The sequence below is a fragment of the Streptococcus nakanonensis genome, assembly GCF_059738785.1.
This window is the reverse complement of record NZ_AP027139.1, coordinates 1628814-1650732: the sequence shown is the minus strand read 5'-3', so window position 1 is coordinate 1650732 and position 21919 is coordinate 1628814. Positions and strand designations below refer to the sequence as shown.

The following is a 21919-nucleotide window of genomic DNA, read 5'->3' as shown; positions in this document are numbered from 1 at the left end:
TGGGACTGATCAATCAGTTCCATCACTTTCACCACGGCGAAAGAAGCAGATGATTTCAAATTGAACTTCGTTCCAATTTGAAATGAAAATCAAGAAATTTAAAAATAGCTAGGTCTGCTGGCCTAGCTTTTGGTTCAAAGTAGAGAAAGGAATATCATGGCAAATCATTTCCGTACGGATCGTGTGGGCATGGAAATCAAGCGTGAAGTCAATGAGATTTTGCAAAAGAAAGTCCGTGATCCGCGTGTCCAAGGTGTGACCATCACAGATGTTCAGATGCTAGGTGACTTGTCTGTTGCCAAGGTTTACTACACCATTTTGAGTAACCTTGCTTCAGATAATCAAAAAGCTCAAATCGGGCTTGAAAAAGCAACTGGGACTATCAAACGTGAACTTGGTCGCAATTTGAAATTGTACAAAATCCCAGATTTGACCTTCGTCAAAGACGAATCCATCGAATATGGGAACAAGATTGACGAAATGCTACGCAATCTGGATAAGAACTAAAGAAGAGGGGCAACCCTCTTTTTTTGGTGGGGAAAATAGGTGGAATTTGAAATGGAAAAATATTCTTTTAAAAAAGGGATTCTGTATTTTTTAATGTTAGCTAATCAGAAAATGCTTTTTTTTTTTTAGGAAATATGATATGATGATTTCATAAATAAAAGGAGATTCTATCAATGAATAATATAAAAAAAGTTTGTCGTTTAGCTTTGCTATGTCTTTCCGTCTCTACTCTAGTTGCTTGTAGTTCTCTTTCTGAAAAAACAAGTAGCTCTTCTAGTGAGAATCAAACAGAAACTTCATCTAGTAGTTCTGAAAAGAAAGGATTGTTTGCTAAAGCAAAAGAAAAACTCAGTTCAAGCGATTTCAACCCACAAGATGTTAGCGATACGACAATTGAGTCTATAAAAACCTATGAAGATTACTTGATTATGAATGAGAAAATAATCGATAATTACTATACAGAAGCAGATGAAGCCTTTAAAGGGACTGTTTTAGAAGATAGCGCTGCTATCCAAGAACTAAAAGATAGCACTAAAAAAGAAATGGAAGATTTGAAAAAACAATATGGTCCACTAAAGAAAGCACCGATTCAAGGGAAAGAAGAAGTGATTAAGACTCTAAAAGATTATCGTGATAATCTACATGAACAAGTGGAGCAGTGGAAAGCTAGTCTGTAATAGGAAGAGTGGAGTTCAATATGGATTATCAATTATTGCCACATGAATATATGGTTATGAATAGTGACCATGTGAGTTTTGGGAAAAATGGTTTGTCTACAGATGAATTAATTTTAACGAATCTACATTTAATATATATCAAAAAAGGTTTGTGGGGAGGAAAAAAAGACCAAGTTACCATACCCATTAACCAGATTAAAATTTTTGAAGGGAAACCTCAAGTTTCAGTAACCAAAACCAATGGTGTGAAACGGCTGGAAATTTATTATAATGGCGGACAAGCTATCTTTGCATTTAATAATACTAAGGATACTGACAAGTGGGCTAGAAACATTATTAAATTGATTTCAGGGGATACAAGTAATTTTGAAACCTTGGGGGATAGTAGCTTGTTTGGAGCAGATGTTTTGGCAGAAACATTTAAGGATACATTTGACACTTTTAAAGCAGGGCTTGGGATTAAGGATGCAGAGCCAGAAAAGATTTCAACCAAGTGTAGCTTTTGTGGAGCACCTTTGTCAGGTCAAGTGAAGCAAACAGTAAGATGTGCCTATTGTGATATGGAGCAGAGTTTATAAGGGGGCAATTAAATGGGGTTGATAAAAGCCATCACAGATTCTATTGGTGGGACATTTGCAGATCAGTGGAAAGAAATTATCACAGTTCAAGCTTTTGATGAACATACAGCTGTAAGTCCAGGTATTGTTCAAGAAAGTAATAATGGTAGGGGTGTCAATACGAAGGGATCTGTAGGTGTTATTTCCAACGGATCCAAGATTTTTATTCCAGAAAATACTGCTGCCTTTATCTTTAGTCAGTCTGGTATCGAGGAAATTATTACAGAACCAGGTGGATATGAATACCAAAATGGTGAGAGCAGTGTTTTTAACGGTGATGGATTGAAAAAGTCACTGTTTGACAATGTTGTTAATCGTGTTGGATTCGGTGGTCAAAGTGATCAGCAAAAACAGATTTGTTTTGTTAATTTGAGAGAAATTCGTGATATTAAATTTGGGACTCGTGGTCCAGTCATGTATAATGATTTGTTTTATGGGACAGATTTAGAAGTACGTGCTTTTGGAACATTTTCTATCCAAATTACAGATGCTAAGCAATTTATCAGAAACTTTCTTCCTGCCAATGTGACTTATTATACCTTTGATAGCGCTCAAGCTAGATCACAAATAGTAACAGAGTTTCTTCAATCTTTTATTGTTGCACTTAATTCTTTGTCAACAACTTATCGTATTTCACAATTACCCTCACAAGCTGCAGTTCTTGCAACCCAAGTATCGAATGATGGACAGTATGCAGGGACTTGGAAAGAACGTTTTGGATTTGAGATTGTAAAAGTTGCCATTGCTAATATTGAGTTCTCACCAGAATCTAAGGAATTGGTTAAACAATTTTCATCAAATAAGATGAATTTAAAAGCTTATGATGATGTATCGCAGAAATCTTCTAATATTGCAGCACAACAAAAAATTGCATCAGGAGTGGAGCAACATGGTCTAGGTGATAGTGCTGGAATGATATTTGGAATGAATATGGCTCAAAGTTTAGATGAAAAAGCCATGAAACCAAGTCTATCATTAGATGAGCAAATAGAGGCACTTACAAAACTAAAATCTCTTTTGGATGCAGGGATATTATCTCAGGAAGAATTTGATCGAAAGAAAAAAGAAATTATGGATTTATAAGATGAAGCTCGAAAGTTCATAGTTAGTGTGTATTCAAGGAACATTTTAGGTGAAACAATAATAGACTATCGTTCACAGATAGAATATCATGTTGTAAAGGTAGGAGTGGAATATTCTAGCTGTCTCTACAAAGACTATTAAAAATCTTTAACAAAACAAATAAGTTGCTAAGGATTTTTTGAAAATTTTTGAGGGGGATTTGAAACATACTTTAAAAGAGTATGCTATCATAGAATATAACTTACAGAAGTAAAAGGAGTTTGTATATGGCTGAACAAGAGTTAGCTATGCAAGTATTACAACAAGTGGTAAAACTACCAGTTGTTAAGGTTGAACGTTCGAAATTTTTAGTGGATAAGTTTTCCAAAGAATTGGATCCACAGGACATTCCTACCTTATTAGAACAAGGTCCAACGTCTCTCTTATCTCAAGAAACCTTAGATCGAGTGGCTAATGCCTGTATTAGGGATAATGTTTTATTAGCGAGTGGAACCTCTGTTTTGGCAGGATTACCTGGAGGGATTGCTATGGCAATTACCATTCCAGCTGATGTGGCTCAATTTTATGGTTTCTCTCTGAAATTGGCTCAAGAATTAGGTTATATTTATGGTTATGAGGATCTTTGGGCTTCACGCGAGGAGTTGAGTGAAGATGCTCAAAATACCCTCTTGCTTTATCTAGGCGTCATGTTGGGGGTAAATGGAACCGCTGCCTTGCTACGTGCTGGTGGTATAACAATTGCCAAACAGGTAATGAAAACAGTACCTAATAAAGCTTTAACAAAGACGCTTTGGTACCCTATTTTGAAAAAAGTCTTAAAAATATTTGGTGTGAATCTGACCAAGGGAGGGTTGGCCAAAGGAATGGGGAAATTCATACCTATCTTGGGAGGTATCATTTCAGGTGGTTTAACCTTTGCAACTATGAAACCGATGGGGGAAAGCTTGCAGAAAGAATTGTCTAAACTAATCAACTATAGTGAAGTTCAATATCAAGAAGATGTTGAAACAATCCGAAAAGAGGCTGAAATCATCGAAGGAGAGTAATATGGGACTCATAAAAATTCTAGCTAAAACTTATGGGAATTACTTTTTGACCATGCAAGGTGTAAAAGTAATGAAAACGATAAAGAAAGATGACCACGCTGTTGTCGATCTGGGAAAACTTTTTATTGCAGACAAGCTAATAGATACGGCTCGGTGGCTCATCAAGCCAGAGGAGAGAGAATGAAATTTTTCTGGGGACTTCTTGCTATTCTTTTTATCAAACCGATTATTGGAATTGTGAAATTCTTTTGGATGATCATCTCTTTTGCAGTCCAATTGCTGTTTTACAAGCTATTATTTAAAATATTGGATTGGCTCTTTAAACTTATCTAGATGGTAATCCAAGTCGCAGAGAACTAGCAGGAACTCCACTGCTAGTTTTTTAATCTCTTTCCATATGGTATAATATAAGCAGTAAAATCATTTTAGAACATACAATGGAGGTCGTTATGGACAATATCATCGATGTGTCAATTCCTGTTGCAGAAGTGGTGGACAAGCATCCAGAAGTCTTGGAAATCTTAGTTGAGCTTGGATTTAAACCCCTTGCCAATCCCTTGATGCGTAATACTGTTGGTCGCAAAGTATCGCTCAAACAGGGTTCTAAGCTTGAAGGAACCCCTATGGACAAGATTGTCCGCACGTTGGAAGCCAATGGCTACGAAGTGATTGGATTAGACTAATGGCAGATGAACGGATTCATATCCTACGGGATATTTTGTTAGAATTGCACAATGGCGCCTCTCCTGAGTCGGTTCAGGAGCGCTTTGATGCGACCTTTGCGGGTGTCTCAGCCATCGAGATTTCTCTCATGGAGCACGAGCTGATGAACTCAGACTCAGGTGTCACCTTTGAAGATGTTATGGAACTCTGTGATGTCCATGCCAATCTTTTTAAAAATGCTGTTAAGGGTGTCGAAGTTGCAGATACCGAGCACCCAGGTCACCCAGTTCGGGTCTTCAAGGATGAAAATCTGGCTCTCCGCGCTGCCTTGATTCGCATTCGTAGATTGTTAGATACTTATGAGTCTATGGAAGACGAGGAAATGCTGGCAGAGATGCGCAAGGGCTTGGTCCGTCAAATGGGGCTGTTGGGGCAATTTGACATCCACTACCAGCGCAAGGAAGAGCTCTTTTTCCCCATCATGGAGCGTTATGGTCACGATTCACCTCCTAAGGTCATGTGGGGAGTGGATGACCAGATCAGGGAGCTCTTTCAGACAGCTCTAGCGACAGCCAAGTCACTACCAGAAGTGCCGACTCGCAGTGTAAAAGAAGATTTTGAAGCCTTTGCGACAGAGTTTGAAAGTATGATTTTCAAGGAAGAGTCCATCCTCCTCATGATTCTCCTTGAGTCCTTTACTCAGGATGACTGGCTTCAGATTGCAGAGGAGAGTGATGCTTATGGTTATGCTATCATCCGTCCGTCTGAGAAATGGGTGCCAGAAAGACAGAGTTTTGTTGAGGAAAAGAGCGAAGAGGAGCCTGTACAACTAGACACGGCAGAGGGGCAAGTTCAGCAAGTTATCGATACACCAGAAGGACAGTTTACTATTACCTTTACTCCTAAGGAAAAGGAAGCGGTGTTGGATCGCCATAGTCAACAGGCTTTTGGCAATGGTTATCTCTCAGTCGAGCAGGCCAATCTCATCCTCAATCACCTCCCTATGGAGATTACCTTTGTCAATAAAGACGACATTTTCCAGTATTACAATGACAATACGCCAGCTGATGAGATGATTTTCAAACGGACACCGTCCCAAGTTGGACGGAATGTCGAACTCTGCCATCCACCTAAGTACTTGGACAAGGTCAAGACCATCATGAAGGGGCTTCGTGAGGGAAGTAAAGACAAGTATGAAATGTGGTTCAAATCTGAGTCACGAGGCAAGTTTGTCCACATCACTTACGCAGCAGTGCACGATGAAAACGGAGAATTCCAAGGTGTACTGGAATACGTTCAGGATATCCAGCCCTACCGTGAGATTGATACGGACTATTTCCGTGGATTAGAATAAGGAGAAAAAATGAGTTACGAACAAGAATTTATGAAGGAATTTGAAGCCTGGGTCAATACCCAAATCATGATCAACGACATGGCACACAAGGAAAGCCAAAAAGTCTACGAAGAAGACCAAGATGAGCGTGCCAAAGATGCCATGATTCGCTATGAAAGCCGCTTGGATGCTTATCAGTTCTTGCTTGGTAAGTTTGAAAACTTCAAAGCAGGCAAGGGATTCCATGATTTGCCAGATGGCTTGTTTGGTGAGCGAAATTATTAAACGAGAAAGATTCTTGATTTTTTACTAAAATCTTGATAGAATATTTATATTAAATCCTTGTCAGAGCAGGGATTTTTTATTGAAAGGATTTTATCATGTCAAAGAAACTCAATCGTAAAAAACAATTACGAAATAGCCTCCGTCGTGCAGGTGCCTTTTCAAGTACTGTGACTAAGGTTGTAGAAGAGACAAAAAAAGTCGTGAAACGTGCAGAGCAGTCAGCGAGCCAAGCTGGTAAGGCTGTTTCTAAAAAGGTTGAACAAGCAGTGGAAGCTACCAAAGAGCAAGCTCAAAAAGTAGCCAATTCTGTAGAAGATTTTGCAGCAAACTTGGGTGGACTTCCACTTGACCGTGCTAAGACTTTCTATGATGAAGGAATCAAGTCTGCGTCAGATTTCAAAAACTGGACTGAAAAAGAACTCCTTGCCTTGAAAGGAATCGGCCCAGCTACAATCAAGAAATTGAAGGAAAATGGCATCAAGTTCAAGTAATCTTTCTTGTGCCTTGCATTTCCGTAAAAATCTTGCTACAATAGAGCCATTAGAGGTGTTTTGAATCCCACATTTTACAGAAAGTGGCGGCGCTGAGAAGTCCACAAATGTGTCAAAACTGGTTGCTAATGGATGAAAATGAAATAAACAAAGTTGCGGGCAACTGCCCGAAATTGGGTGGTACCGCGGATAAGCACATTCGTCCCTGTCATGTAGATGGCAGGGGCGATTTTTTGTGTCTTAGGCAAAGGAGGTTGTTATGAAACAATCATTTAAAACTAATAAACTATACTATGGCTTTCCTGTTTTTATTTTAGGATATCAAGATCAGAATTTTGGCTATAACATCACGACCTGTAGTTCTTCTTATAGTCTAGGAGATTGGATTGTGGTTGGAGTTGTTGCGAGAGAGAATGTTGCAGAGCAAATTAAACATTATCAAAAATTTACTGTGAATATCCCTGATGAAAATCTCATGCTCGAGATGGAGCAGGCTGGTTTTATCAGTCATCAGGAGAAATTGGAACGTTTGGGAGTGCATTATGAAATTTCTGAACGAACTCAGGCACCAATTTTAGAGGATTGTCCAGTCGTTTTGGATTGTCAGGTAGATCGGATTATCGAGGAAGATGGAATCTGTCATATCTTTGCTAAGATTGTTGAGCGACTTGTTGACCCAGAACTTTTGGATGAAAAGGGGCATTTTAGAAATGAACTGTTTGCCCCAACATATTTCATGGGAGATGGATATCAGCGCGTCTATCGTTATCTGGACAAGCGTGTAGATATTAAGGGGAGCTTCATCAAAAAAGCGAGGAAGAAGGATGACAAGAGTTGAGTTACCAGAACGCTTGGAAACAGAACGTCTCGTTTTACGAGTCCGTACTGTGGCGGATGCTGAGGATATCTTTGACTATGCTAGTCGTCCGGAAGTCTCTTACCCAGCAGGCTTTCTACCCGTCAAGACCTTGGAAGATGAGATTTATTATCTGGAGCACATTCTTCCGGAGCGTAATCAAAAGGAAAATCTCCCAGCAGGCTACGGGATTGTCGTCAAAGGAACGGATAAGATCGTTGGCTCTGTCGATTTCAACCATCGCCATGAAGATGATGTGCTGGAAATCGGCTATACCTTACACCCAGACTATTGGGGGCGAGGTTATGTGCCAGAAGCTGCGCGTGCCTTGATTGATTTAGGCTTTAAAGATTTGGGCCTTCACAAGATTGAACTAACTCGCTTTGACTATAATGTCCAAAGTCAACGAGTCGCAGAAAAACTTGGATTTACCCTCGAAGCTCGTATCCGAGACCGCAAAGATGCCCAAGGGAATCGCTGTGACAGTCTGATATATGGTTTGCTGAGGAGTGAGTGGGGGGCTCAAGAATAAAACTACAAAATCTTATTAATCTAATTGGAGTCGTTTTAAAATGAAAAATGAAATTTTCTTATCACAAAAATTAGCTTTAAAATTATGTGAATTTGAATGTCTAGAGGATACGAGAAAGAATGATGTTAAGTATAATAAAGAAAATCCTTATAGTCTAGAGATGATAGGAAATAGATTTTACTATTGTACTTCAGATAATATGTATTTAGTTATTTCTACTGAGGATTATGAAGGGTCGTTATTACCAGAAATATATGGTTCAAGAATTTATCGAACAAATGAAGATAGCTTCGATACTACATTATCCAAAATTCTTCAAAAACTGTATTATACTAATCGGAATTCTAAAGATATTGCAAAGTTTGTACAAGGTTTAAATTTAATTTTGGAATATTGGGGAAATGATATTTGGAAATTATATCAATTGCTACTTTTTTTAGATGATTTTCTTGAAACAAAGTATGATCACTCATTACTAAAAATTAATAAATTCTTTAATATTGTAGAACTATTAATTTTTAATCCTTCCGATAATAGTAACAATAAACAAAAAGCTAAAGAAAAACTCCCCAGTTTTATAAGTGGTTCTAATTTTATGGTCTGGCCTGTGTATCTTAAAGAAGATTATAAGCCTATTTCAGAACTTCTGAATAAAGAAATAATATCTGAGAAGATAGCTCTAATCAGAAATAAAGTTATTCATAATAACTTTAGAAGAGTGGTTAACGAATTGAATCAAATATTTAATAAACAATCCCTAACAGAAGATGCTGAGTCAAATGGTGTATTTGATCAAATCAGAAAATTTAATATGATTTTAAGTGAAATTATTATGAATATTATTGAATCACTCATTGAAGACCCTAGTATTATAATCGAATTACAACAATAAAGGAGAACTAAAATGAAACAACTTTCACCTAAATACAATCCAGCCGAGGTTGAGGCTGGTCGTTACCGAAAATGGCTTGATGCCGATGTTTTCAAGCCTTCAGGCGATCAAAAGGCTAAGCCTTATTCAATCGTGATTCCGCCACCAAATGTAACTGGGAAACTTCACCTTGGTCACGCTTGGGATACTACTTTGCAAGATATCATCATCCGTCAAAAACGCATGCAAGGTTTCGATACGCTTTGGCTTCCGGGGATGGACCACGCTGGGATTGCCACTCAGGCTAAGGTTGAGGAGCGCTTGCGTGGAGAGGGCATTACACGTTATGACCTAGGTCGTGAAAAATTCCTCGATAAGGTCTGGGAATGGAAAGACGAATATGCCACTACCATCAAGGAACAATGGGGCAAGATGGGGCTCTCTGTAGATTACTCTCGTGAGCGTTTCACTCTTGATGAAGGTTTGTCTAAAGCTGTTCGCAAAGTCTTTGTAGATCTTTACAAGAAAGGTTGGATCTATCGTGGTGAGTTTATCATCAACTGGGACCTAGCAGCTCGCACAGCCCTTTCTGATATCGAGGTTATCCATAAGGATGTCGAAGGTGCCTTCTACCATATGAACTACATACTGGAAGATGGCTCACGCGCCCTTGAAGTTGCCACAACTCGTCCTGAGACTATGTTTGGGGACGTTGCGGTTGCGGTAAATCCAGAAGACCCACGCTACAAGGACTTGATTGGTAAAAACGTCATCCTCCCAATCGCTAATAAACTCATCCCAATCGTTGGAGACGAGCATGCAGATCCTGAGTTTGGTACTGGTGTCGTAAAAATCACACCTGCCCATGATCCAAACGACTTCTTGGTGGGTCAACGTCACAACTTGCCACAAGTCAACGTCATGAACGACGACGGAACTATGAATGAGCTTGCCTTCGAATTTGCAGGCATGGACCGTTTTGAAGCTCGTAAGGCAGTCGTTGCTAAGTTGGAAGAAATCGGTGCCCTTGTTAAAATCGAAAAACGTGTCCACAGTGTTGGACACTCAGAGCGTACAGGTGTAGTGGTGGAGCCACGTTTGTCTACTCAATGGTTCGTTAAGATGGACCAATTGGCGAAAAATGCTATTGCCAACCAAGACACAGAGGACAAGGTCGAATTTTACCCACCTCGTTTCAACGATACCTTCCTCCAATGGATGGAAAATGTCCACGACTGGGTAATCTCTCGTCAGCTCTGGTGGGGTCACCAAATCCCTGCTTGGTACAATGCCGAGGGTGAAATGTACGTTGGCGAAGAAGCTCCAGAAGGTGACGGATGGACTCAAGATGAAGATGTCTTGGATACTTGGTTCAGTTCTGCCCTCTGGCCATTCTCAACCATGGGCTGGCCTGATGTCGATTCAGAAGACTTCAAACGTTACTTCCCAACTTCAACCTTGGTAACAGGTTACGACATCATCTTCTTCTGGGTGTCTCGCATGATTTTCCAATCATTGGAATTCACTGGCCGTCAACCATTCAAAAACGTGCTTATCCACGGTCTTATTCGTGACGAGCAAGGACGCAAGATGTCTAAATCTCTTGGTAACGGGATTGACCCGATGGACGTCATCGAGAAATACGGTGCGGATGCCCTTCGTTGGTTCCTTTCAAACGGCTCTGCACCAGGCCAAGACGTGCGCTTCTCTTACGAGAAAATGGATGCCTCATGGAACTTCATTAACAAGATCTGGAACATCTCTCGCTACATCCTCATGAACAATGAAGATTTGACCCTTGAGCAAGCAACTGCCAATGTCGAAAAAGTGGTCAACAAAGAAGCTGGAAATGTCACAGACCGCTGGATTCTCCACAACCTCAATGAAACCATCGGAAAAGCAACTGCCAACTTTGACAAGTTTGAGTTTGGTGTGGCTGGACACATCCTCTACAACTTCATCTGGGATGAGTTTGCGGACTGGTATGTTGAGTTGACCAAGGAAGTCCTTTACAGCGATAATGAAGAAGAGAAAGTCATCACACGCTCTGTTCTCCTTTATACTTTGGACAAGATTCTTCGTCTCCTTCACCCAATCATGCCATTTGTGACAGAGGAAATCTTTGGACAAATCTCAGAAGGCTCTATCGTGATAGCAGAATACCCAACTGTTAACCCAGCCTTTGAAGACCTTGCGGCTCACACTGGTGTAGAAAGCCTCAAAGACTTGATCCGTGCCGTTCGTAATGCGCGTGCGGAAGTAAACGTAGCGCCAAGCAAGCCTATTACTATCCTTGTTAAGACAAGCGATAGCGACTTGGAAGCCTTCTTTAACAGCAATGTCAACTACATCAAACGCTTTACAAATCCAGAACACTTGGAAATCGCGTCAAACATCCCTGCGCCTGAACTTGCAATGTCAAGCGTCATCACAGGAGCAGAAATCTACTTGCCACTGGCAGACCTCCTCAATGTCGAAGAAGAACTTGCTCGTCTCGACAAGGAACTAGCTAAATGGCAAAAAGAACTGGACATGGTCGGCAAGAAGCTCTCTAACGAACGCTTCGTAGCTAATGCCAAACCAGAAGTCGTCCAAAAAGAACGCGACAAACAAGCTGACTACCAAGCTAAATACGACGCGACCGTCGCACGTATTGATGAGATGAAGAAGTTGGTGAAATAAACACAGAAACACGGTGATGAGCCGTGTTTTTTGGTATAATGAAATCAATATCTATTGATGGAGAAAGTGATGTCTAAGCACCCACATTATGAATTGTTAAATTTAATTGGCTACGGTCTTGCCAAGTTTGACAAGCTTTTTATAAAAGAATTTCAATGTTCTAGTAAGTCGGAGTTTTATCGCTATGTGGTTTCTCTGGGAATTGCTGAAACAACTGGAGTTGTAAAAAATAGAATGGATTTATTTGATCCTTATTTTGACAATAATCGAAAAGGTTGGTGGCAGAAAGCTGAAGTTTACCGTTTTCGTAAAGATTTAATTGATATGATGTTTGGAAATGAAGATGTTCAGAGTTATGCTGAAATAGTTAAAATGTTACTTGCCAGCGAAGGAAAGCGAATAGGCATTACTACCATTGAAAAACCAATTATTCGAACTAAATTCAAACGTCTACAGGAAACGGGAATGGAGGCTGAGAATTATTTTATCCTTCATTTTGATAAAGAAGAAAAATTCCAAGGTGGACAGTTAACCGATGCCCGTCTTTATGGTGATGGATATGATTTCCAAGTAGATGTCCAAGAGCATTCCTACCTTGCCGAAGTAAAAGGTATCCGAAAATCTAAGGGGCGTGTGCGTTTAACTGCAAAAGAATTTGAAAAAGCCAAGGAGTTTCAATCGGATTTTATTTTATCCTTGGTCACAAACCTTGATGATATTCCAAAGTTAGTATTAGTTGATAATCCTTTAAAACATTTTGAGTTTAAAAAGAATATTATAAAAAATGAAATTATTGAATACAGAAGCTTAGAAGATTTGTATTAGTTCCCCCTTAAGTTTTCCAGTTGAAAAAACGAGAAGTCTTGACGGGTCAACGATTCAATGAACTGGAAATCAACGGTATTCGTTTAACCAAGTTTAAAAATGGGGAAATCGGTATTGAATTTATCTGGATTGATACCGAAAATCCCCCAAGCGATGCCATTGGCTGGGTAGCAAAGAAATAAAAGTTTTCAAAGCTATTGTAACAAGTAAGGGATTTTATTTTCGTGTATAATTTCAGCTAGTCTTGTTATAATCAGCCTATAGGAATCAAGGAGGCGACTTTTATGGCTGTTTTTGTGTCTTTGGATGGAATTGTGGTAGAAGTCCTTGATGTCTTTTCTTCTTTCAATGGGGATAGTGAATTTTTCTTGTGTAAACGTCTTAAAGACAAGAGTCAGTTTGTGATGGAACGCTCTCAGTTCGAGGAGATGTTCCAACTTCAAAGTAGTCACTTGACGACGCAAGAAAAATTACAATTGTTTACCTCTGTGTTTGCTGGCCGTTTTGATGTTTATGCTAAGAGTTTTATCAATGATCAAGGGAAAATTCAATATTTTCCATCCTATGATTATGGTTGGAAGCAGTTGCCGCCTGAAAAACGGAGTTTCCAGACATTAACGGACTCCGTTTTGAAATCTCATTTTCGTGGGGAGACAGCTATCGGTATCTTTCCTATGCACTTAGATGATAGCTGTTATTTTTTGGTACTTGATTTGGATGAAAGAGATTGGAAAGAAGCCGGTTTAGTCATTCAAAGAATAGCCAGGGAACGCCAGATGGAAGCCCATTTAGAGATTTCTCGTTCGGGTCATGGACTCCATATTTGGTTCTTCTTTGAGGAAGCGATTCCGAGTCAAGAGGCTCGCTTATTTGGAAAGAAACTATTAGAATTGGCTATGCAGGAAAGTATGCAACTGTCCTTTGATTCTTTTGATCGCATGTTTCCAAATCAGGATGTTCTTCCTAAGGGGGGATTTGGTAATTTGATTGCCCTTCCTTTTCAAGGAGAAGCTTATCATCAAGGGCGAACGGTCTTTGTGGATGAACAGTTTCAGCCTTATGAAGACCAATGGAGGTATCTACAAGAGATTCAGAGGGTTTCAACTGCTAAAGTGACACTGTTAATCCAAGAGGAGTTAGGCAAGCAAGAATTGGATAAGGAGTTGAAGGTCGTCTTATCCAATATGATCCAACTTGAAAAATCGTCTGTGACACCCAAGACACTGTTTTTCTTGAAAAATATGGCTTCATTTTCTAATCCCGAATTTTATTTAAAGCAGGCTATGCGACAGCCAACCTATCAAATTCCTGAGCGAATGTATTTATTTGGAGAATCCGATCATTATTTATGGCTGCCAAGAGGCTTGCTGTATACATTGCAAGATAAATTTAAGCAGGTATCTGTGGAAGATAGGAGAAAGGTACAGAGGTCTATTAGAGTGGAATTTAAGGGAGAACTTACTTTTGAGCAAGAGTTAGCCCTGTCAAATATGATTTCCAAAGAAAATGGTTTACTCCATGCGGAGACTGGTTTTGGGAAGACCGTTTTAGGTACTGCTCTCATCTCTGAACGGAAGACCAAAACAATTATCCTAGTTCATAATAGGCAACTCTTAGACCAATGGCTGGATCGTTTAAACTGCTTTTTGACTTTCGAAGAGGAAGAAGCTACCCGTTATACGCCATCAGGTCGTGAAAGGGTAATAGGCTATGTCGGGCAGTACGGTGGGACTAAGAAATGGCTGAGTGAACTGGTTGATGTCGTTATGATCCAATCTCTATTTAAGTTGGAAAATAGTCAAAGTCTTTTGGATGAGTATGAGATGATGATTGTGGATGAGTGTCATCATGTCTCTGCCTTGATGTTTGAAAAAGTTGTTGCTCAGTTTAGAGGGAAGTATCTTTACGGTTTGACGGCTACGCCTGAGCGTAAGAATGGTCATGAGCCTATCGTTTTTCAGAGAATTGGTGAGATACTTCATACTGCTGATAAGAGGGGAACGAATTTTAAACGGCAATTGCAACTAAGATTCACTTCCTTTGGTCATTTGGAAATTGAAAAGACCAAAGCAAGTAATTTTATACAGCTTAGTGATTGGATTGCTACTGACTCAGTGAGGAATCAGATGATTCTTAAGGATATTCTAGGCCAAGTGGCAGAAGGGCGGAATATCTTGGTTCTAGTCAATCGAATTCAACAGATAGATGTCTTTGAAAAATTATTGAAAGAGAAAGAGGTTGATGATTTTTATATTATTAGTGGCAAAACCAAAGTCCGAGAGAGAACAAGTTTACTAGAGACGCTAGAACAGCTAGATAAAGGGTTTGTTTTGTTGTCTACTGGAAAATACATTGGCGAAGGTTTTGACTTGCCTCAGCTAGACACGCTTATCTTGGCAGCGCCCTTTTCTTGGAAAAATAATTTGATTCAGTATGCAGGTCGGATTCATAGAAACTACAAGGATAAGTCTTTGGTACGTATTTTCGATTATGTGGATATTCATGTTCCTTATTTAGAAAAGATGTTTCAGAAACGACAAGTAGCTTATCGAAAGATGGATTATCGTGCCATCGAGGGTGAGGAGAAACAATTCGTTTATGTTGATAGTAGATATGAGAATGTGCTGAGAGAGGACTTAGCAGGGGAAAGACAGGAGTGTATACTTGTTTTACCTTATGTGCACCAGACAAAACTGATGAATTTTCTAAAAGAATTTAGGATTAGTCAAATTGAGATATGTATACCAGAGACGGTTGCAAACAAAGCATGGCTAGACCAGTTGAAGAGCCAGAAAATTAAAGTATCTTTTACTCAATCAAAAATAGTCACGCCTATTCTTTTGGTAAACAAGACCATTGTTTGGTATGGTGCAATGCCATTATTAGGGAAGGTAGATGAAAAGACCATATTACGTTTGGAATCAGCTAGTATAGCTTCTGAACTAGTGGCAGGTTTACGATAGAGAAAACTTTTAAAAATTTCTATGTATGATTTTCATTTTTTAGTGAGGCTGTTGACATTATCACATTCGAATCACACAAAATAAAAAAATTTCTACAAGTACTTGACAAATAGATTGAAATATCTTAAAATGAAAATGGTTACAGAGTTATTAATTATTTAAGCTTCATGTCACCATTAAAAATTGAAATAAAAGGATGTTATCACTAATACAAGTGAGCAGGAACCTATTTAATCACATCGGAAGAAGTTTCTTGATGTTTTTAAGTAGGTTCCTTTTATTTTAAAAGGGAAATTTTATGATCATAAAACGAATACTAAACCACAATGCTGTAATTGCGCAAAGTAAAAAAGATATCGATATTCTTCTTTTTGGAAGGGGAATAGCTTTTGGAAGAAAAATTGGAGATAAAGTAAATCCAATTGATATTGAGAAAAGTTTTTTTCTCAAAAATAGAGATAATATGACCCGTTTTACAGAGATGTTTATTAACGTTCCTTTGGAGTTGGTGTACATCACCGAAAAAATAATTAATCTCGGTAAAATAACATTGGGTAATAATTTTGATGAGATTATCTATATAAATCTAACGGATCATATTTCTTCGAGTATAGAACGTTATAAAGAAGGAGTTATTATTTCGAATCCCCTACGTTGGGAAATCTCGAAATATTATAAAGAAGAATTTGAGCTTGGGAAAAGGGCTTTACAAATAATAAAAAAAGAGTTAGGTATTGAACTTCCAATTGACGAAGCTGCATTCATAGCGCTACATTTTGTTAATGCTAATTTAGAAAATAATTTTCAAGAGTCGTATAAAATCACTGAAATAATTATGGGAATTGAGAAAATCATTCAAGATTTCTATTGTACTGAGTTTAACCAAGATTCTATTGATTATTATAGATTCATAACTCATATAAAATTATTTGCCCATCGTTTGGTTGAAAATACAACTTATTGTGACGATGATGATGAAGACTTGTTAGCATTAATGAAAAATAAATATCCTAGGGAATATGAATGTGGTAAACAGGTGGCAATGTTTATACAAACTGAGTACAATTATTTGCTGACTTCTAGTGAATTAGTTTATTTGATGGCTCATATTCGTCGCTTAACAAAAAATTTAGATTAATAGAATAGGAGAATACCATGAGTTATAAAGATACGGTACAAAAAATCCTCGATGTAATTGGAGGCGAAAAAAATGTCAATAGAGTTACCCATTGTGTAACACGTTTAAGATTAGAATTAAAAGATGAAAATTTAGTCAATGATGATGATGTGAAGAAGATACCAGGTGTAATAGGTATTATGAAAAAGAATGGGCAATATCAAATTATACTTGGTAATGATGTAGCCAATTATTATAAAGAATTCATTAAACTTGGCAATTTTGAAACAGATTCAGTTGATCAAGGGCATAAAGGGAATATTTTAGAAAGAATCATTGAATATATCGCTGGTTCCATGACTCCAATCATTCCAGCAATGTTAGGGGGAGGTATGTTGAAAGTCTTGGTAATCATTTTACCAATGCTTGGTATATTGCAATCAGATTCTCAGACTATTGCTTTTTTGACATTTTTTGGGGATGCTCCATATTATTTCTTACCGCTGTTATTAGCTTATTCTGCATCACAAAAATTAAAAGTAACATCTACATTAGCTATGTCTGTAGCAGGTGTACTTCTCCATCCAAATTTTGTTCAAATGGTGCAATCAGGGAATCCTCTTAGTTTATTTGGTGCACCTGTGACACCAGCTAGTTATGGTTCATCAGTCATTCCAATTCTTATTATGGTTTGGTTGATGAAATATATTGAAAAAATGATTGCTAAATTAACACCAGCTGTTACTAAGAGTTTTTTGCAACCTACGCTAGTATTATTAGTATCAAGCTTTATTGCCTTAGTTGTAGTCGGACCTATTGGAGTAATTGTTGGTGAAGGATTATCAAATCTAGTTGGGCACATGTATGGTGTAGCTGGATGGCTTACATTAGCTATTCTTGGTGCTATTATGCCATTTATTGTTATGACTGGAATGCATTGGGCTTTTGCACCTATTTTTTTGGCGGCATCTATTGCTACTCCAGACGTATTAATTCTTCCAGCAATGTTAGGGTCAAACTTAGCTCAAGGGGCTGCTTCGATGGCTGTTGCATTAAAGAGTAAAAATAATAATACAAAACAAATTGCTTTTGCAGCAGGTTTCTCAGCCTTACTTGCAGGAATTACCGAACCTGCATTATATGGTGTGACTTTAAAATATAAAAAACCGCTTTATGCAGCTATGATTGGTGGTGGATTAGCGGGATTATTTGCAGGTCTTACTAGTGTTAAAGCCTATCTATTTGCTGTCCCATCTTTGATAGCGTTGCCTCAATTTATTTATTCTGATGCACCATCAAATATTGTAAATGCTTTAATTGTGGCGGTCATTTCGGTTGTTATTACCTTTGTATTAGCTTATATATTTGGAATCGATGAAGAAGAGAGTTCTAGTAATTTAGAAGTTGAAGCTGGAGTTTCAAATAAAAAAATGATATTTTCTCCTATATCAGGAGAAATCATTCCGTTAAGCGATGTCCAGGATAAAACCTTTTCAGATAAACTAATTGGAGACGGAGTAGCGATTATCCCAAGTGAAGGTAAGGTTTATGCACCATTCGATGGGAAAATTACAAATATTTTTCCGACTAAGCACGCAATTGGATTGAAGAGTGATGAGGGTATTGAGTTACTAATTCATATTGGATTAGATACTGTTGAGCTAAAAGGTCAAGGTTTTATTAGTCATGTAGAAGAAGGAGACAGAGTTTTCAAAAATCAGTTGATTTTTGAAATGGACTTGAATTTAATCAAGAGTAAAGGCTACGAAACAGTTACACCAGTAATTGTAACGAATACCAATGATTTTCTAGATGTATTAGTATTACCTAATAATCAGACAATCGAGCATTCTAAGGAATTACTGGTAATATTATAATGGAGGAAAGTTATGACCATTTTTCCAGATGATTTTCTTTGGGGTGGAGCTGTTGCAGCTAATCAAGTAGAGGGAGCATATAATGAAGATGGTAAGGGCTTATCAGTTCAGGATGTGTTACCCAAAGGTGGATTAGGAGAAGCAACAGAAAATCCTACAGAAGATAACTTAAAATTGATAGGTATTGATTTTTATCATAAATATAAGGAAGATATATCCTTGTTTTCTGAAATGGGCTTTAATGTTTTTCGTACTTCTATTGCATGGAGTAGAATTTTTCCAAAAGGAGATGAGGAAGAACCTAACGAAGCTGGTTTAAAATATTATGATGAATTATTTGATGAACTACATGCTCACGGGATAGAACCACTTGTAACTCTTTCACACTATGAGACTCCATTATATTTAGCAAGAAAATATCATGGATGGATTGATAGGAGAATGATTCATTTTTATGAAAAATTTGCTCGAACAGTTTTAGAAAGGTATAAAGATAAAGTTAAATATTGGCTTACATTTAACGAAGTAAACTCTGTTTTGGAATTACCGTTTACTAGTGGAGGAATAGATATACCTAAGGAGAATCTTTCGAAACAAGAATTATATCAAGCTATACATCATGAATTAGTCGCCTCGAGTTTGGTTACAAAAATTGCTCGTGAGATTCATTCAGAGTTTAAGGTGGGGTGTATGGTATTAGCTATGCCAGCTTATCCAATGACTCCAAATCCAAAAGATGTATGGGCGACTCATGAGTATGAGAATCTAAATTATCTATTTTCAGATGTGCATGTTAGAGGTTATTATCCGAATTATGCAAAAAGATATTTCAAGGAACATGACATTAACATAGAGTTTGCAGCTGAAGATGCAGAGTTATTAAAAAATTATACTGTAGATTTTTTATCGTTTAGCTATTACATGAGTGTGACTCAATCTGCTCTTCCAACACAGTATAATTCAGGACAAGGGAATATTATTGGTGGTTTAGTAAATCCTTATTTAGAGTCTTCTGAGTGGGGATGGCAAATTGATCCAATTGGACTACGTATAATTTTAAATAGATATTATGACCGTTATCAAATCCCATTATTTATAGTGGAAAACGGATTAGGTGCTAAAGATCAACTAATAAAAGATGAACTTAATAACTTAACCGTCCAAGATGATTATAGAATTCAGTATATGAAAGAACATTTATTGCAAGTAGCTGAAGCTCTACAGGATGGTGTTGAAATTATGGGCTATACGTCTTGGGGATGTATTGACTGTGTTTCTATGTCCACTGCACAACTTTCTAAAAGGTACGGTCTCATTTATGTTGATCGAAACGATGATGGAAGTGGTACATTAAATCGATATAAGAAAATGTCTTTTACTTGGTATAAAGAAGTGATTGAATCAAATGGAGAATCCTTATTCAAATAGTTTTTTATTGATGACTAGCTATTATCACGGTTAAGGCAACATCTCATTAAATATGAAATAAAGAGGTTTGGAAGACATCAAATTCTAAACCTCTTTATTTTATAGGGGGATTAATTAATTTAATTTTGTTACAGAAATTATAAATAGTTGATTTAGATAAGAATAAGCTAACAAACAGAAGTGAGATAGGTCTTGCAAGAATGGTAAAAATCTGATAAACTAAGTAGTAATTGAATAGGAATCTGCAAGACTAGTAGCCCAAGGGAAGTATATGAGGGAGGAGAGCCGTGACTGCAAGCTCTCTATATGAAAGCTGGGTGAATTCACTTGCGCATGGATTTAGAAATGAAGGTCTGACTTGTCAGATGAAAACGGATGGTACCGCGTGTCAACGCTCCGAGTGGAGTTTTTGGCATGTGGTTTTCTTTTTATCTACGAGAGACTGATGGAGGAATTATGTCAACTATTGAAGAACAATTAAAAGCGCTTCGTGAAGAAACGCTAGCTAGCTTGAAGCAGATTACTGCTGAAAATGAAAAAGAGATGCAAGATTTGCGTGTTTCTGTCCTTGGTAAAAAGGGTTCGCTTACTGAAATCCTCAAAGGGATGAAAGATGTTTCTGCTGAGATGCGTCCAATCATTGGGAAACACGTCAATGAAGCTCGTGATGTCTTGACAGCAGCCTTTGAAGAAACAGCTAAGCTTTTGGAAGAAAAGAAAGTGGAAGCTCAACTAGCAAGTGAGAGTATCGATGTGACGCTTCCAGGTCGCCCAGTTGCGACTGGTCACCGTCATGTCCTCACTCAAACCAGTGAAGAAATCGAAGATATTTTCATTGGGATGGGTTACCAAGTGGTGGATGGATTTGAAGTTGAACAAGACTACTATAACTTTGAACGTATGAACCTTCCAAAGGATCACCCAGCTCGTGATATGCAGGACACATTCTATATCACAGAAGAAATCTTACTCCGTACTCACACGTCTCCAGTTCAAGCGCGTGCCATGGATGCCCATGATTTCTCTAAAGGTCCTTTGAAGATGATCTCACCAGGGCGTGTCTTCCGTCGTGATACGGACGATGCAACCCACAGTCACCAGTTCCACCAAATCGAAGGCTTGGTTGTTGGGAAGAACATTTCTATGGCAGACCTTCAAGGAACCCTTCAATTGATTGTGCAAAAAATGTTCGGTGAAGAGCGTCAGATCCGTCTGCGTCCCTCTTACTTCCCATTCACAGAGCCATCTGTTGAGGTGGATGTTTCTTGCTTCAAGTGTGGTGGAGAAGGCTGTAACGTATGTAAGAAAACAGGTTGGATCGAAATTATGGGTGCCGGTATGGTTCACCCACGTGTCCTTGAAATGAGTGGTATCGATGCGACTGTTTACTCTGGATTTGCCTTTGGTCTTGGACAAGAGCGTGTAGCCATGCTCCGTTACGGAATCAATGATATCCGTGGCTTCTACCAAGGAGATGTCCGCTTCTCAGAACAGTTTAAATAATGATTAGAAAAGTAGAAATGGCAGATGTTGAGGTGTTGGCTAAAATTGCCAAACAAACCTTTCGTGAAACTTTTGCGCATGATAATACGGAAGAGCAGTTACAGGAATACTTTGAAGAGGCTTATAGTCTGAGAGTTTTGTTAACTGAGTTGGAAAATCCTAACTCCGAAACCTATTTCATTATGCACGAAGAGGAGATAGCTGGTTTTCTCAAAGTCAACTGGGGAAATGCTCAAACTGAGAGAGAATTAGAGAACGCTTTTGAAATTCAACGCCTCTATGTGCTACAAAAATTCCAAGGATTTGGACTAGGTAAGCAACTGTTTGAATTTGCTCTTGAACTTGCTGAAAAAAATAGTTTTTCTTGGGCTTGGCTAGGTGTTTGGGAGCATAATACAAAAGCTCAAGCGTTTTATAACCGATATAGTTTTGAAAAATTTAGCCAACATCATTTTATGGTTGGTCAAAAAGTAGATACGGATTGGTTACTGAAAAAGAAATTAAGGTAAGAAGAGGATTCTTCTATTGAAATGATAGGAAAGGAAAAGAACTAGAGTGGCAAC

Annotated in this window: 23 protein-coding genes; all 23 read left to right on the top strand. The window is 38.2% G+C overall.

Features of this window, described 5'->3' with window-relative positions; all coding sequences use genetic code 11:
• The first annotated feature begins 156 nt into the window (after positions 1-156).
• The 23 genes from rbfA (at position 157) to AC6I9F_RS07710 (ending at position 21865) form a co-directional block, all read left to right on the top strand.
• On the top strand, positions 157-507 hold the full coding sequence (gene rbfA / locus AC6I9F_RS07820; protein WP_001273601.1) for a 30S ribosome-binding factor RbfA: 351 nt from the start codon (positions 157-159) through the stop codon (positions 505-507).
• Between the two features lie 173 nt (positions 508-680).
• Positions 681-1184 (top strand): hypothetical protein, encoded by a 504-nt coding sequence (locus AC6I9F_RS07815; protein ID WP_173277947.1) that lies wholly within the window; start codon positions 681-683, stop codon positions 1182-1184.
• Positions 1185-1204: 20 nt separating this feature from the next.
• Entirely contained in the window at positions 1205-1762 is a 558-nt protein-coding gene (locus AC6I9F_RS07810) for a C1 domain-containing protein (protein WP_000386258.1), read from the top strand.
• Between the two features lie 12 nt (positions 1763-1774).
• Positions 1775-2884 (top strand): SPFH domain-containing protein, encoded by a 1110-nt coding sequence (locus AC6I9F_RS07805; RefSeq protein ID WP_498021510.1) that lies wholly within the window; start codon positions 1775-1777, stop codon positions 2882-2884.
• 266 nt (positions 2885-3150) lie between these two features.
• On the top strand, positions 3151-3930 hold the full coding sequence (locus AC6I9F_RS07800) for a hypothetical protein (protein WP_498021509.1): 780 nt from the start codon (positions 3151-3153) through the stop codon (positions 3928-3930).
• Position 3931: 1 nt separating this feature from the next.
• On the top strand, positions 3932-4114 hold the full coding sequence (locus tag AC6I9F_RS07795; RefSeq protein WP_498021507.1) for a hypothetical protein: 183 nt from the start codon (positions 3932-3934) through the stop codon (positions 4112-4114).
• Entirely contained in the window at positions 4111-4263 is a 153-nt protein-coding gene (locus AC6I9F_RS07790; RefSeq protein WP_000668202.1) for a hypothetical protein, read from the top strand. The genes AC6I9F_RS07795 and AC6I9F_RS07790 overlap by 4 nt, the downstream gene beginning before the upstream one ends.
• 116 nt (positions 4264-4379) lie before the next feature.
• Positions 4380-4613 (top strand): DUF1858 domain-containing protein, encoded by a 234-nt coding sequence (locus AC6I9F_RS07785; RefSeq protein WP_000368739.1) that lies wholly within the window; start codon positions 4380-4382, stop codon positions 4611-4613.
• Entirely contained in the window at positions 4613-5947 is a 1335-nt protein-coding gene (locus tag AC6I9F_RS07780) for a DUF438 domain-containing protein (protein ID WP_498021505.1), read from the top strand. The genes AC6I9F_RS07785 and AC6I9F_RS07780 overlap by 1 nt, the downstream gene beginning before the upstream one ends.
• Before the next feature lie 9 nt (positions 5948-5956).
• Complete coding sequence (locus AC6I9F_RS07775) at positions 5957-6211, top strand: DUF1912 family protein (RefSeq protein WP_000119706.1); 255 nt, start codon at positions 5957-5959, stop codon at positions 6209-6211.
• Positions 6212-6306: 95 nt separating this feature from the next.
• Positions 6307-6702 (top strand): helix-hairpin-helix domain-containing protein, encoded by a 396-nt coding sequence (locus AC6I9F_RS07770; protein WP_000038635.1) that lies wholly within the window; start codon positions 6307-6309, stop codon positions 6700-6702.
• Between the two features lie 259 nt (positions 6703-6961).
• Positions 6962-7540, top strand: a complete 579-nt coding sequence (locus AC6I9F_RS07765) for a flavin reductase family protein (RefSeq protein WP_125393101.1) — start codon at positions 6962-6964, stop codon at positions 7538-7540.
• The gene (locus tag AC6I9F_RS07760; RefSeq protein WP_498021502.1) at positions 7527-8090 is read left to right on the top strand and encodes a GNAT family N-acetyltransferase; all 564 of its coding nucleotides are present in this window, start codon (positions 7527-7529) and stop codon (positions 8088-8090) included. Before AC6I9F_RS07765 ends, AC6I9F_RS07760 begins: the two co-directional genes overlap by 14 nt.
• A gap of 40 nt (positions 8091-8130) precedes the next feature.
• A complete protein-coding gene (locus AC6I9F_RS07755) occupies positions 8131-8982 on the top strand; it encodes a hypothetical protein (RefSeq protein WP_498021500.1) in 852 nt (283 codons plus the stop codon).
• Between the two features lie 12 nt (positions 8983-8994).
• Positions 8995-11643, top strand: coding sequence for a valine--tRNA ligase (locus AC6I9F_RS07750; RefSeq protein WP_498021498.1), 2649 nt, complete (start codon positions 8995-8997; stop codon positions 11641-11643).
• 69 nt (positions 11644-11712) lie between these two features.
• The gene (locus AC6I9F_RS07745) at positions 11713-12468 is read left to right on the top strand and encodes a protein NO VEIN domain-containing protein (RefSeq protein ID WP_498021496.1); all 756 of its coding nucleotides are present in this window, start codon (positions 11713-11715) and stop codon (positions 12466-12468) included.
• A 20-nt stretch (positions 12469-12488) separates the two neighbouring features.
• Positions 12489-12650, top strand: coding sequence for a hypothetical protein (locus tag AC6I9F_RS07740; protein ID WP_498021494.1), 162 nt, complete (start codon positions 12489-12491; stop codon positions 12648-12650).
• Between the two features lie 102 nt (positions 12651-12752).
• Complete coding sequence (locus tag AC6I9F_RS07735) at positions 12753-15431, top strand: TOTE conflict system archaeo-eukaryotic primase domain-containing protein (protein WP_498021492.1); 2679 nt, start codon at positions 12753-12755, stop codon at positions 15429-15431.
• A 298-nt stretch (positions 15432-15729) separates the two neighbouring features.
• Positions 15730-16569 (top strand): BglG family transcription antiterminator LicT, encoded by an 840-nt coding sequence (licT, locus tag AC6I9F_RS07730; protein ID WP_050242269.1) that lies wholly within the window; start codon positions 15730-15732, stop codon positions 16567-16569.
• A 17-nt stretch (positions 16570-16586) separates the two neighbouring features.
• Positions 16587-18425, top strand: coding sequence for a beta-glucoside-specific PTS transporter subunit IIABC (locus tag AC6I9F_RS07725; protein WP_061642359.1), 1839 nt, complete (start codon positions 16587-16589; stop codon positions 18423-18425).
• A gap of 12 nt (positions 18426-18437) precedes the next feature.
• On the top strand, positions 18438-19853 hold the full coding sequence (locus tag AC6I9F_RS07720) for a glycoside hydrolase family 1 protein (protein ID WP_498021489.1): 1416 nt from the start codon (positions 18438-18440) through the stop codon (positions 19851-19853).
• Between the two features lie 456 nt (positions 19854-20309).
• Positions 20310-21356 (top strand): phenylalanine--tRNA ligase subunit alpha, encoded by a 1047-nt coding sequence (gene pheS / locus AC6I9F_RS07715; RefSeq protein ID WP_008289063.1) that lies wholly within the window; start codon positions 20310-20312, stop codon positions 21354-21356.
• Entirely contained in the window at positions 21356-21865 is a 510-nt protein-coding gene (locus AC6I9F_RS07710) for a GNAT family N-acetyltransferase (RefSeq protein WP_498021486.1), read from the top strand. The genes pheS and AC6I9F_RS07710 overlap by 1 nt, the downstream gene beginning before the upstream one ends.
• Positions 21866-21919 lie beyond the last annotated feature (54 nt).